This window comes from Demequina zhanjiangensis, assembly GCF_030418315.1.
GTDB classification, from domain to species: domain Bacteria; phylum Actinomycetota; class Actinomycetes; order Actinomycetales; family Demequinaceae; genus Demequina; species Demequina zhanjiangensis.
Genome location: NZ_JAUHPV010000002.1, coordinates 541256 through 553972, shown reverse-complemented (window position 1 = coordinate 553972; position 12717 = coordinate 541256). Strand labels below are relative to the sequence as shown.

The window sequence follows — 12717 nt, the reverse complement described above, 5'->3', positions numbered from 1 at the left end:
CGTGTTCCGCCGCGCCGGGGGGTCCCCCGCGGGGCCGCGGGCGGGGCGGGGGCACCGGGGGGGCGCCCCCCCCCCCCCCACCCCCACGCGGGGCCCCCCCACCACCTGGGGGGGCGCCCCGTGACGTCAGGCGCGACTCAGATCACGAGTCGTCCGTCTTCTTCGCCGCGGGCTTCTTCGCAGGAGCCTTCTTGGCGGGCGCCTTCTTCGGGGCGGGCTTCTCAGCCATCGCCTCGTCCTTGCGCTCCTCCGCGGTGAGGCCGTCCTCGCCGGTGCCGCCCTCGTCCTCCCAGACGTCCTCGGCGCCGTCGATCGTGTCGGCGATGCCCACGGCCGCCTGGTGACGGGCCTCGTCGACCGACGCCGCGAACTTCTTGGCCTCGGTGGTCGCCGTCGCCTTCACGCGCTCGATCGCGGGGCCGGCCTGGTCGGCGATCTTCTTCGCCTCCTCGACGGCCGTCTCACGGACACGCTCGTATGCGGGGCCCGCCGCCTCCTTCGCCTTCGCGTAGGTGGGGCCGAGCTGCGCGAGCGCCTTCTCCCACGCGGGACCCGCGGCGTCCACGACCTGCTTGGACGTGGTCTGCGCCGCATCCGAGACCGTGGACACGGCCTTCTTCATGGACGACGTGGTGAGGTCGGCGACCTTGTTCACGTCGTGACGGAGCTTCGTGGGGAAGTCACCGCTCGGGTCCTCAAGCTCCCAGTCGTCGTCCCCGGCCCAGGCATCACGGCCCGGGTCGCGACGCGCCCACGCCACGAGCGCAGCGCCGGCCGCGGCCGCGAGAGCGATCGGGATCAGCACCTTGGCAGCCGAGCCCTTCTTCTCCTCGGGCTCCTCCGCAGCGCTGTCCACCGCGGCCACCACGGCCGGGATGGCGGCACCGATGATCGCGGCCTGCGCGATGTCGACCCACTCGGACGTCTTGTCGCCTGCCTTGTGCACGTACGGCGACGCCTTCTTGGCGCCCTTGCGGTACGCCTTCTCCGCGCGCGGCTTGGCCCAGGCGACCGCCTCGTCGACCTTGGGTCCAGCCCAGTCCTTCGCCTGCGTGACGCGGGGGCCGGCCCAGTCCTTGGCGTGCTCCACCTGCGGCCCCGCCCACTCGACGGCGCGCTTCGCCGCCTCGCTTGCGGCCGTCGCGGCCTTGTCGGCGGCCTCCTTCGCCGCCGCAGCAGCCTCTTCAGCCTGCTTGCGGTACTTCTCGGCGTCGATGTCCACCTTTGCCCGTCCCATGGCGAGTCTCCCATCCCACGTTGGTAGTCCTTTTATCCATCGTGCCACCTACAACGCCTCATGGCGAGGCCTTATGCCACAATGACGAGCATGATCGCAACGCTCCAGACCACGGCCGGTGACATCCGCATCGAGCTGTTCCCCAACCACGCTCCCAACACGGTGGCGAACTTCGTCGGTCTCGCGACCGGCGAGAAGGAGTGGAAGAACCCCAAGACCGGAGAGGCGAGCCACGAGCCCTTCTACGACGGTCTTGTCTTCCACCGCGTCATCGACGGCTTCATGATCCAGGGTGGATGCCCGCTCGGCACCGGCACCGGTGGCCCGGGCTACACCTTCGACGACGAGCCGCACCCCGAGCTCCAGTTCAACGAGCCCTACCTGCTCGCCATGGCGAACGCGGGCAAGCGCGTGAACCCCATCACCGGCAAGCCTGCCGGCACCAACGGTTCGCAGTTCTTCATCACCGTGACGAACCCGGACTGGCTCAACGGCAAGCACACCATCTTCGGCAAGGTCGTGGACGACGAGTCCAAGGCCGTCGTGGACAAGATCGCCACCACGGCCACGGGCCCTGGCGACCGTCCCGTCGAGGACATCACCATCACGTCCGTCACCATCTCCGAGTAGTCGGACCCGGATGACTGCGTCGGGTGGCGGGACCGCCATGGAACCCGTGTGCCCCCGCCACCCTGACCGCGTCTCCTACGTCTCCTGCCAGCGCTGCGGGAGGCCCACCTGCCCCGACTGCCAGACGCCCGCGCCCGTCGGCATCATCTGTGTGGACTGCGCGCGCGAGGCTCAGAAGCAGTCGCGGTCGGTCGTCAACCGCCTCGGCTTCACGAGCGCCTTCGGTCGCCCGGTCGTCACGCTCACGCTGATCGGCCTCAACGTCGCCGCGTACCTGTACGGCTACCTCGTCCTGGGCCAGAACGCCTGGGCGCTCGAGTGGGGCATGATCCCCGCGCTCAACGGCGAGCTCGGCGGCGCCGGCGAGGAGTGGTACCGCTGGATCACCTCGGGCTTCCTGCACTTCGGGATCTTCCACATCGGCATGAACATGCTGGTGCTGTTCCAGTTCGGCAGCCAGCTCGAGCCGATCCTGGGGCGCATGCGCTTCCTCGCGCTCTACGTGCTCTCGCTCCTCGGCGGCTCGCTCGGCGTGGATCTCCTCGCGCGCGGCGGCATCCACGGCGGCGCCTCCGGAGCGATCTTCGGACTCTTCGCCGCTTACGCAGTGGTGCTGTACAAGCTCAAGCTGAACTACCAGTCCGTCGTCACCACCGGCGGACTCTGGCTGGTGCTCGGCTTCATCGTGCCGGGCCTGTCCTGGCAGGCGCACCTGGGCGGCGCCGTGGCCGGCGCCGCGGTGATGCTCGGCATGCTGCACTGGGTCAACAGCCCGCAGCGCGCACGGCGCCGCTGACAACCCCGCGCCGCTGACAACCCCCGCCGTCCGTCGCGCTTCACCCGCGCGCTCTGCAGGGCGCTGCTTCCCGCGCCGACTCGCTCCCGGCAGACCCACGATGGTTCCTGGCGTCCTCGTGTGCCACGCGCGGCACTGAGTACTGCTGTCGTCGCCCTGCTGCGTGCCGCGCGGCACTGAGTACTGGTCTCCTCACCGCCCCCCGCGTTTCCCAGGAGACTCGCGACCGCTCTGCGCGTCGCCATGAGCGCCGCGGGAGACTCGCGACCGCTTGTGCTCGCCGCCGAGCGCCGGGCCAGCCACCCGCCGAGGTGTCCTCAGGTAGCTCTCCGCGTTGCACGCCCCGCAGCGCCCCGCAATCCCGATCGCACCGCCGCCACGCACGGGAGCCTCTCCCGAGCAGCACCGACTCCCATATTCACAGCGGTGCACACAGCTGTGAACAACAGCGCTGTAGTTATCCCCGAGTGTGGAGAGCGGTGTGGATAAATACATCGGTGTTATTCACATATCCACCGGGTTTTCCCCAGGCATTCGTGGGGAGAGGGACCCGCAGTCCACATGGGTCCACAGGATGTCCCAGGGCTCGTCCCCAGAAGTGCACGGTACGTGGAGCCGCACGAGGCAAGAGAAAAGGCGCGCACCGATGGTGCGCGCCTTCCACCGTCCGAGGACGGGTCCGGGGCTCGGCGCAGCACGCGCCGAGGGCCGCCTACTTCCAGCGGGTCAGCAGTCCCATCGCCACGGCGAAGAAGCCGAAGCCGACGAAGACGTTCCAGTTGCTCAGGGGCAGCGGGTACTGGCCGGACGTCACGTAGTGGACCGTGATCCACACGAGGCCGACGATCAGGAGGGTGAGGATCGTGGGGATGAGCCACTTCGGGTTCTCCGACTTGGCCTTGCCGAGGTTGCGGGGCGCCTTGTAGGTCTCGCGGTCGTTCTTCTTGGCTCGTGCCACGGTCGTTGCTCCTGAGGATGGCGCGCGTCGCGCGCGATGGGCGGGATGCTGGGAACCAGGGTACCTGCCGGGTCCCAGGCCAGGGCACCAAGGGGGTATCGGCCCTGCAACGTGCTCACGTACGCTGGTCCCACCATGACGCAAGACACTGACACGACCCCGCCGTCGTCCGGTTCGACGCCGCGCGAGCCCAGGCACCGCGCCTCGGGGCCCCGCGCGCTCGACCGAGTGCTGGGCGTCACCGGTGAGCTGATGATCGCTGCCGGCGTCCTGCTCGGTCTGTTCGTGGTGTGGCAGCTCTTCTACACGGACGTCACCGCGGATCGCGAGCAGTCGCAGATCGTCGAGGACTTCGTGGCCGGGATCACCGCGGCTGAGCCGGAGACCACGGCCAGCGCCGCACCCGCCGTCGACGTGGTGGAGACGATCCCGGCGGAGTTCCAGTTCACGGACGACCCGCCCCAGATGGATCAGCCTGCGCACGCCGAGACCTTCGCTGTCATGTACGTGCCGCGCTGGGGCGAGGACTACGTGAAGCCGATCGCGCAGGGCGTGGACAAGGCGCAGGTGCTGAATGTGATCGGCATCGGTCACTATCCCGACACCGCGATGCCCGGCGAGCTCGGGAACTTCGCCGTGGCGGGCCACCGCACCACGTACGGCAAGCCGTTCTCCGACATCGACATGCTCGACCTGGGCGACGACGTCGTCGTGCAGACCGACGAGGCATGGTTCGTCTACGAGGTGGTGAACCACGAGATCGTGCTTCCCACCGACGTCCAGGTCATCGCACCCGTGCCGAACCAGCCGGGCGCCGAGGCGGACGGTCACTACCTGACCATGACCAGCTGTCATCCGCGGTTCTCCGCGGCACAGCGATGGATCGTGCATGCGGAGCTGAAGTACTGGGCTCCCGTGGGCCACGGCGTGCCCGCCGAGATGAGGGAGGACCTCTCGTGATCTCCACATGGCTGTGGTCGCACCTGCCTGGCAACGCGTGGGTGAAGACCCTCATCCTGCTGATCGCGTTCGTCGGGCTGGTCGCCGTACTGTTCGAGTGGGTGTTCCCGTGGCTCGAGCCGTATCTCGGAATCCAGGAGCAGACCGTGGGACAGGGAGGCTGACATGGCGAGGATCCTCGTCGTCGACAACTACGACTCGTTCGTCTACACGATCGTCGGCTACCTGCGTCAGATGGGCGCCGACACCGTGGTGGTGCGGAACGACGCCGTCCACGAGGCGGGCGACGTCACCGACTACGACGGCGTGCTGGTCTCGCCCGGGCCCGGAGCCCCCGCGGAGGCGGGCTCCTCGATGGACGTGATCCGACGCTGCGCCGAGACCGGTACGCCCATGCTGGGCATCTGCCTGGGCCACCAGGCGCTCGCCGAGGTGTTCGGCGGGGTGGTGAGCCATGCGCCCGAGCTCATGCACGGCAAGACCTCCGAGGTCTCGCACCACGCCGACTCGGTGCTGGCCGGCCTGCCCTCGCCGTTCACCGCCACGCGCTACCACTCGCTCGCGGTCGAGAACCCGACGGTTCCCGACGAGCTCGAGGTGACCTGCTCCACCGCGAACGGCATCATCATGGGGCTGAAGCACAAGGAGCTGCCGCTGCACGGCGTCCAGTTCCACCCGGAGTCGGTGCTCACCGAAGGCGGACACCGCCTTCTGGCCAACTGGCTTGAGCTGTGCGGCATGCCCGACGCCGAAGGCCGGTCCGCGGGGCTCGGCCCGCTCGTGCGGAAGTAGCGCCGACGCGCGCAGCCTGGGCTACAGCCAGCCGCGCCACACGGCGATCAGCAGCATCGTCACAAGGAAGCCGACGGGCTGGTTCAGCCACAGGAACGTCCGCCATCCTCGGTTCGCGTCCTCACAGGTCTCGTCAGTGATGCGCCTGAACCGTGCCACTGACATCGCGTACGGGAGCACGAGGAAGGCAGCGAGGTTGCCGGGCCAGGGAAGCGTCGCGAGCACGATGCCGGCGAGCAGGTACCAGCCGACGGCGAGCAGGACCGTGGTGCGTGCGCCCAGCACGGTTGCGATAGACCCGATTCCGCCTTCGCGGTCCGCCTTCACATCCTGAACCGCGCCGAAGGCGTGGCTGGCCATGCCCCAGGCGAGGAAGGCGACCCAGATCGGCCACACGGCCCGATCTCCGAGCGGGACGTCCGCGATCACCAGCGCATAGACGAGCGGTCCCGCGAAGTGGACCGCAGAGGTGAACGAGTCGAGGAAGGGCCGCTCCTTGAAGCGCAGTCCGGGCGCCGAGTAGGCGATCACTGCGAAGACGACCAGCAGCAGCGTCGCGCCCGCCGCGACTGATCCCTGGAGCAGGAGCCAGACGACGAACGGCACCACGGTCAGCGCCGACGACCACAGGATGGCCCGGTGCACCCGTCGTGCCTGCGCGCGGTCGCGGATCACATCGCCCTCGATGCCGCCCTTGCGCGGGTTCGCCAGGTCCGACTCGTAGTCGAAGACGTCGTTCACGCCGTACATCAGGAGGTTGTACGGGATCAGGAAGAAGAGCGTGCCGATGATGAGGATCGCGTCCACCTCGCGCGTCGCCATCAGGTAGCCGGCCGCGAACGGGAACGCCGTGTTGATCCACGACACCGGCCGCGACGCCTTGACGATGTTGGCGATCATGGGCGTTCAGCCTCCGGGTCGGGCGCGGCCGGGTCGGTTGCGGCGGTGTGGTGATCGCGCGGAGCGAGCCGTGAGTTCCACTGCCACAGCGCAGGGATGAGCAGCACGGCGCCGATCGCGTACGCGAAGTCCTCGATCGGCGCGATCGGCACCCGGATCCCCAGGGTGAGCGAGTCGTCGTAGCCCACGATCCCCGCGCCCACGATCAGGTTGTCGAAGACGAAGGTGAGCGCGAGGAGCACCGCGCCGGTGAGCAGCAACGGTCGAGCGGGCAGTCTCCGCAGCGGTCGGAAGGTGAAGAGCAGGATCAGGACCAGCATCAGACCCGACAGGGTGATGTAGTTGCTCACGCGCGCGCCTCCTGCCGTCGTGAGAACCAGCGCCACAGCAGGAGCGTCTGATACGTGAGCAGCGTGAGGAAGAAGAGCTCCTCGATCGGGATCTCCGGGCTCAGCAGGATTCCCGTCTGGTACGGCCCGTCACCGATGAAGAAGATGCCACGCTCCACTCCGAGCACGTCCCACACGAGGAAGACCGCGACGCCCATGGCGATCGTCACGATCGTGCGCGCGGGCTGCACGAAGAGCGCGAGTCCGAACCTGCGGTCGAGCGCGCCCAAGCCGACCAGGCTGACCACGAGAGCGCCGAGATAGACGACGCTCATACGTCGATCCCGAGGCGCTGCTCGCCGCGCGCCAGGCGGCCGAGGACATCCGATCGCGTGGATCCCGCGAGGAAGCCGTCGGCCGCTGGAGACGCGAGGGGGGAGGGGCCCGTGTCGCCGAGCAGTCGCTTGGCGACGAGCTCGGCAGAGATCAGGCAGATGGGCATGCCGATCCCGGGCACGGTCGAGGAACCCGTGTACAGAAGGTTCCTCACCTTCCGCGAGGCGTTGCCGGGCCGGAACATGGCCGACTGGAACAGCGTGTGCTCGAGCCCGAGGGCCGAGCCCTTCCACGCGGAGAGCTCCGTCGCGAAGTCCGCCGGCGCCTTCACCGAGTAGATCGTGGTGCGTTCGCGAAGCTGAGGGATGCGAGCCCACGAGGCGACCTGGTCCAGGTAGCCCCAGGCGAGCTCCTCCAGCTCGGCGCGCGACCGGTCGGTGGCTCCGAGCTCGGGATCCGCGGGGAAGGGCACCAGCATGAACAGGTTCTCGTAGCCCGCGGGTGCTGCGGTCGGATTCGTCGCCGTCACCTTGGAGACGTAGAGGGAGCCGGGCACCGGCGCCGAGAGCGCGCCGTCGCCGACGATCTGCGCGAAGTTGGCGTCCCAGTCCTTGGTGAAGAAGAGGGAGTGGTGCTCAAGCTCGGGGAGCTCGCCCTTCACGCCGGCGAACACGAGCAGCGCGCTCACGCCAGGCGAGCGGCGCTTCCAGGCGGGCTCGTCCTGCCATCGGTGCTCGGGCTCGAGCAGCGCGGTCTCGGTGTGATGCATGTCGGCACCCGAGACCACCACGTCGGCCGGGAGGGTCTCGCCGTCGGCGAGGACGACGCCCGTGGCAAGTCCATCGGGCCCGACCTCGATCCGGGTGACGTTCGCGTCGGTGCGCAGCGCCGCACCCTCCTCGCGAGCGACGCGCACGAGCGACTCCACGACCTCGTACATCCCGCCGCGCGGGTAGCGCACGCCGTCGGTCAGGTCCATGTGGCTCATGAGCGAGTACAGCGACGGCGCGCGGTCGGGCGCGGAGCCGAGGAAGACGGCGTGGAAGCCGAGCACCTTGCGCAGGCGAGGATCGCGGACGCGCCTGTCGATCTTCGCGCCGAGCGGCCGCGTCAGGAGCGATCCGAGCGTGGGAAGCCGACGGATCACCTCGCGCGACGCGACCTTGAGCGGGTTCTCATACGTCGTGTAGAGGAAGCGGTCGAGCGCCAGCCGGTACAGGTCGTAGGACTCCTTCGCGTAGCGTCGGATGGCCTCGCCATCGCCGCCGCTCATCGCGTCGAAGCGTGCATAGTTCGCGTCGGGGTCGGCGAGCACGTCGAGGCTCTCCGCGGCGCCCTCGGGATCCTCGCCTTCGAAGAACACCCGGTAGCGCGGGTCGAGGTCGATCAGATCCAGCTCGTCCTCGACCTTGCGGCCCAGCAGACCGTAGAACTGTTCGAAGGCCTCGGGCATGAGGTACCACGAGGGGCCTGTATCCCACGTGTAGCCGGCCTTCTTCAGCCGACCCGCGCGTCCTCCGAGCTCCGCGCCGCGTTCGACGAGGGTGACGTCGGCGCCTCCCCGGGCCAGGAGGGCAGCCGTCGCCAGGCCCCCGATGCCTCCACCGATCACGACCACGCGGGGTCCCGCGCTCTGGGCGCTCACATCGCGCTCCTCTCCGGCGTCGGCTCCCGCCGCCGCCCCTCGATGATGTGTCGGAGCGCGATCGCCAGCTTGATGCGGTCGGGGACCCGCACCCTGGTCGCGCTCAGCTCTGTGGCCGGGGTCTGTGCGATGCGGTCCAGCAGTCGCGTGTAGATCTCGATCGTGGTGGCGACGCCGACGCGCGCGCGCCGGGGGAGCGCCGGGAGACACCGCTCCGCCGCCTCGACGTCACCACGGCAGTCGTCGACGAGGGCGGCGAGCTGCGCATCGTCGAGCGTCTCGGACTTCACGCCAGGGAAGTACGAGCGGCCCAACGCCGTCTCATCGGCGCCGAGATCGCGCAGGAAGTTGACCTTCTGGTACGCCGCGCCGAGCCGACGCGCGCCCTCCGCCACCTCCGGCGGCAGCGGCCGCGGCCCTTCGCCGGTGTTGAGGAACACCGCGAGGCACATCTCACCGATCACCTCGGCCGAGCCGTACACGTAGGTGCGGAACGACTCGTCCGTGTGGACCGTCTTGTCCAGGTCCATCCGCATGGAGGCGAAGAACGGCGTGATCTGCGCGTCGGTGATGCCGACGGATGCCGCCGTGCGCCCGAAGGCGTGGGCCACGAGGTTCGTCGAGAACCCCCGCGTGACAGCCGCGTCCACCTCGCGTTCGAAGCTGTCGAGCAGCTCGCGCGCGTCGGGGCCGCGATAGGTGTCGACGATCTCGTCGGCCACTCGCACCATCGCGTACACGTTCTCGATGTGTGCGCGCATCTCGCGGGGGAGCAGGCGCGTGCCCATGCCGAAGCTGGTGGAGTAGCGCGCGATCACCTGGGAGGCCGCGTCGTGCGCGGTGCGATCGTAGAGGGCGAGGTCGGTGTCGGGCGCGTCGGCCTCATGGCCCGCGTCGGCATCGTTCACGACACTCGTTCCTCAAGGCGGTCGATGAGCTCGAGGAGGTAGCCGGAGAGCGGTGCCGGGATCCGCTCGAAGGCGAGGCGGCGCGCGAGCCGGGCGTGGCGTCGGGCGATGCCCAGCGTCTGTCCCCGCGCGCCGGAGGCGACCAGCACCTCGCGAACGCGTGCGGCGCCATCCTCGTCCAGGTCGGGGTTGCCGAGCGCGGCGCGCAGCACCTCCCGCTGCTCGTCAGTGGCGCGGTGGAACGCGAGCCGCATCAGCTCGGTGCGCTTTCCAGTGCGCAGGTCGGACAGCACAGACTTGCCCGTCACCTCGGGATCGCCGAAGATCCCCAGGTCGTCGTCCACGAGCTGGAAGGAGACGCCGAGCGAGGTGCCGATGCGCTCGAGATGACCGATCATCGTGGGGTCTGCGCCGGCGAGCTGGGCGCCGGCGAGCAGGGGTACGACGAACGTGTACGTGGCGGTCTTGAGCTCGGCGACGATGAGGGCGTCCGCGTCGGCGGGATCGGTGAGATCGCCGTAGGTGTCCAGCAGCTCTCCCGCGATCGTGGTGCGGATCGCGCGGGTCACCAGGTCCAGGCAGGCCAGCCGGTGGTGCGCCGGAAGGTTCGAGGACGACACGAGGTCGTAGGCCGACGCGATGGCGAGGTCTCCGCCGAGCAGTGCCGCGGACAGGACGTGGTTGTCGACCTGTGCAGGTGTGAGGGGCGATCCGTCGAGCGCCGCTCGCCGCGTGCCGGCGAGGTTGGGGCGTCCGCGGCGGACCTCGTCGTGGTCGAGGATGTCGTCGTGCACGAGCATCGCCGTGTGGAGCATCTCCATCGCGGCGGCCACCGGGACCACCGCGTCGGGGTCGTCGCCGCCGAGACCCGCGTACGACGCGAGGGTGAGGGCCGGCCGCAGGCTCTTGCCACCCGGGAACTGGTCTCCGAGGGAGAGCCACAGGTTCCGGTAGTCCGTCCCGGCCGATCCGAGCCGGCCTGCCTCGTGCGAGACGTGCTCGGCCAGCGCCTCGTGGACACAGTCCAGGCGAGTACGCACCACCTCGTGCAGCGACTCCACGGTCGAAACCCTCTCCATCACGCCACTATAGACAGCGAGCCCCAGCAGGACATTCCCGCTGGGGCTCGCGTCATGTCAGATGGCCAGTCGTCAAGGTCCGACGGTGGCGGTCGGGTCGGGCGCAGGGTTCGCGGGACCGATCGACACGGTGATGTTCACCGTGGTCCCGGGAGCCACGACGGTGCCCGCGCTCGGGTTCTGCGAGATGACGGTGCCCGACGGCACGGTGTCCGAGTTCGCCTCCGACGCCGTGACGTTGAAGCCTGCCGCCTGCAGTGCCGAGGTCGCCTGGACCTGGCTCTGGCCGACGACGTTCGTCACCTCTCGCGTCGAGGGCTCCGCGGCGACCTCGATCGTCACGTCCGAGTTCACCGGCACCAGGCCGGCTCCGGGCGTCTGCGAGAGGACGGTGCCAGGCTCGGCCTCATCGGTCTCGGTGGTCTGGACGATCGCGTTCAGACCCGCAGCGCTGATGTTCTCGCGGGCAGCCTCGACCGTGTCACCCACGAGGTCCACGAGCTCGATCTGTCCGTCCGCCACGAGCAGCTCGACCTCGCTCCCGGCGTCGACGGTCTCGCCGCTCTCCGGCGTGGTGCCGATGACGCGACCCTCCTCGAGCCCGGGATCGTGCTGGGTGTTGTCGATCGAGCTGACGGTGAGGCCTGCGGCCTCGAGCTCGGCGACGGCCTCGTCCTCGGTCAGTCCTCGCACGGACGGGATCTCCACCTCACCAGGCCCGGAGCTGACGGTGAGGGTCACGAGGTCGCCTTCGAACAGCAGCTCGCCTGCGGCGGGATCCGTCGAGATGACGTCTCCTGCCTCGACGTCCGTGCTGGCCTGCTCGACCACCTCGTTCTCGAGCAGCAGCTCGTCCAGCTGAGCCTGCGCCTCCTCGACCGCGACGCCCGCGAGATCCGGCACCTCGATATCGGCGACCGGCTCCTCGGGTCCGCCGTTGAGCAGGAGCAGCAGGATCACGATGATCGCGATGACCGCCGCGCCGCCGAGTGACGACCACAGGATGATCTTGCGCCGACGCTCGTTCTCGTCGACGACGAGCTCCTCCTCGTCCTGCACGGCGACCTCGCCGGTCGCGGGCGGGATGGCGGCGGGGCTTGCGCCACCGGCACCCCACGCGGCGGCTGGCATGACGGCGGTGCCCTGGGTGGCGGGAGAGAACGCCTCGGTGGGGTTCTCACCGGTGTCCGCGCTGCTCGCGGCTGCCGCGGCCACGCCGGCCGCGCCGGCGCCGAGCGCCGCGGAGCCGATCGCGACGGCGCCGGTGCTGGGCGACAGCGCGCTGCCGTTCATGACGGCGCGGAGGTCGGACAGGAACTCCTGGGCGCTCGCGTAGCGCTCGTCGCGGTTCTTGGCGAGCGCGCGGAGCACGACCTGGTCGAGCTCCGTGGGGACGTCGGACGCGAACTGGGAGGGGCGCGGTGCCTCCTCGCGCACGTGCTGGTACGCGACCGACACGGGTGAGTCGCCGACGAACGGCGGGCGGCCCGTGAGCAGCTCGAACAGCAGGCAGCCTGCGGAGTAGAGGTCGGAGCGGGCGTCGACGTTCTCGCCGCGCGCCTGCTCGGGGGACAGGTACTGGGCGGTCCCGACGACCGCCTGGGTCTGCGTCATCGTCTGGCCCGCGTCGGCGAGGGCGCGCGCGATGCCGAAGTCCATGACCTTGACTGCGCCCGTGGGCGTGAGCATCACGTTCGCGGGCTTGATGTCGCGGTGCACGAGCCCGGCGTGGTGCGCGTAGTCCAGGGCGGTGAGCACGCCGGCGGTGATCTCGACCGCCTCGTCGATAGGCGCCGCGACGTCTCCCTTGAGGATGTCGCGCACGGTGTGACCCTCGACGTACTCCATGACGATGTAGGGGACTGCCTGCGGCTGTCCGGTCTCGGAGGTGACGTGGTCCTCGCCCGTGTCGTACACGGCGACGATCGCGGGGTGGTTCAGGCCCGCGGCCGCCTGAGCCTCGCGCCTGAAGCGGGTCTGGAAGGACGGGTCGCGGGCGAGGTCCGCGCGCAGGATCTTGATGGCGACGGTGCGGCCCAGGCGAGTGTCGTAGCCGATATGCACCTCGGCCATGCCTCCTCGGCCGATGAGGTCACCGACCTCGTACCGGCCTCCCAGGATCTTCGATTCCTCGTTCATTCCTCGTC

14 protein-coding genes are annotated in these 12717 nt (G+C 69.6%); 5 read left to right on the top strand and 9 right to left on the bottom strand.

From position 1 onward, the window contains the following. Window positions 1–142: 142 nt before the first annotated feature. Window positions 143–1237: a hypothetical protein gene (locus QQX04_RS05315; protein WP_301126926.1), complete on the bottom strand. Its 1095-nt coding sequence runs from the start codon at window positions 1235–1237 to the stop codon at window positions 143–145. Window positions 1238–1327: 90 nt separating this feature from the next. Here QQX04_RS05315 and QQX04_RS05310 point away from each other — a divergent pair, with 90 nt between their 5' ends. Together QQX04_RS05310 and QQX04_RS05305 are read left to right on the top strand one after the other, a co-directional pair. After that, entirely contained in the window at window positions 1328–1867 is a 540-nt protein-coding gene (locus QQX04_RS05310; RefSeq protein WP_301126924.1) for a peptidylprolyl isomerase, read from the top strand. 10 nt (window positions 1868–1877) lie between these two features. Next, a complete protein-coding gene (locus QQX04_RS05305) occupies window positions 1878–2663 on the top strand; it encodes a rhomboid family intramembrane serine protease (RefSeq protein ID WP_301126922.1) in 786 nt (261 codons plus the stop codon). Between the two features lie 712 nt (window positions 2664–3375). Here the strand turns inward: QQX04_RS05305 and QQX04_RS05300 are convergent. Then, on the bottom strand, window positions 3376–3621 hold the full coding sequence (locus tag QQX04_RS05300) for a cell division protein CrgA (protein ID WP_301126921.1): 246 nt from the start codon (window positions 3619–3621) through the stop codon (window positions 3376–3378). Between the two features lie 135 nt (window positions 3622–3756). Between QQX04_RS05300 and QQX04_RS05295 the strand changes: the two genes are divergently transcribed. Genes QQX04_RS05295 through QQX04_RS05285 form a run of 3 tightly spaced genes read left to right on the top strand, consistent with a single transcriptional unit; the run spans window position 3757 to window position 5373 of the window. Continuing rightward, window positions 3757–4581, top strand: a complete 825-nt coding sequence (locus tag QQX04_RS05295) for a class E sortase (RefSeq protein WP_301126919.1) — start codon at window positions 3757–3759, stop codon at window positions 4579–4581. Then, window positions 4578–4745, top strand: a complete 168-nt coding sequence (locus tag QQX04_RS05290) for a hypothetical protein (RefSeq protein WP_301126917.1) — start codon at window positions 4578–4580, stop codon at window positions 4743–4745. The genes QQX04_RS05295 and QQX04_RS05290 overlap by 4 nt, the downstream gene beginning before the upstream one ends. 1 nt (window position 4746) lies before the next feature. Further along, entirely contained in the window at window positions 4747–5373 is a 627-nt protein-coding gene (locus tag QQX04_RS05285) for an aminodeoxychorismate/anthranilate synthase component II (protein WP_301126915.1), read from the top strand. Window positions 5374–5394: 21 nt separating this feature from the next. On the opposite strand, the gene QQX04_RS05280 is transcribed toward QQX04_RS05285, so the two are convergent. From QQX04_RS05280 to pknB, 7 genes are all read right to left on the bottom strand, one after another. Next, the gene (locus QQX04_RS05280) at window positions 5395–6273 is read right to left on the bottom strand and encodes a prenyltransferase (protein WP_301126913.1); all 879 of its coding nucleotides are present in this window, start codon (window positions 6271–6273) and stop codon (window positions 5395–5397) included. Then, window positions 6270–6623 (bottom strand): lycopene cyclase domain-containing protein, encoded by a 354-nt coding sequence (locus QQX04_RS05275; protein ID WP_301126911.1) that lies wholly within the window; start codon window positions 6621–6623, stop codon window positions 6270–6272. The genes QQX04_RS05280 and QQX04_RS05275 overlap by 4 nt, the downstream gene beginning before the upstream one ends. Then, a complete protein-coding gene (locus QQX04_RS05270; protein ID WP_301126909.1) occupies window positions 6620–6937 on the bottom strand; it encodes a lycopene cyclase domain-containing protein in 318 nt (105 codons plus the stop codon). The genes QQX04_RS05275 and QQX04_RS05270 overlap by 4 nt, the downstream gene beginning before the upstream one ends. Continuing rightward, window positions 6934–8583 carry a phytoene desaturase family protein gene (crtI, locus tag QQX04_RS05265; RefSeq protein WP_301126908.1) on the bottom strand — a complete coding sequence of 550 codons (1650 nt, stop codon included), beginning with the start codon at window positions 8581–8583 and terminating at the stop codon, window positions 6934–6936. The genes QQX04_RS05270 and crtI overlap by 4 nt, the downstream gene beginning before the upstream one ends. Continuing rightward, complete coding sequence (locus tag QQX04_RS05260; protein ID WP_301126906.1) at window positions 8580–9491, bottom strand: phytoene/squalene synthase family protein; 912 nt, start codon at window positions 9489–9491, stop codon at window positions 8580–8582. The genes crtI and QQX04_RS05260 overlap by 4 nt, the downstream gene beginning before the upstream one ends. Then, window positions 9488–10570 carry a polyprenyl synthetase family protein gene (locus QQX04_RS05255; protein WP_301126905.1) on the bottom strand — a complete coding sequence of 361 codons (1083 nt, stop codon included), beginning with the start codon at window positions 10568–10570 and terminating at the stop codon, window positions 9488–9490. Before QQX04_RS05255 ends, QQX04_RS05260 begins: the two co-directional genes overlap by 4 nt. A 72-nt stretch (window positions 10571–10642) precedes the next feature. Beyond that, window positions 10643–12709, bottom strand: coding sequence for a Stk1 family PASTA domain-containing Ser/Thr kinase (gene pknB / locus QQX04_RS05250; RefSeq protein ID WP_301126903.1), 2067 nt, complete (start codon window positions 12707–12709; stop codon window positions 10643–10645). Window positions 12710–12717: the final 8 nt, after the last annotated feature.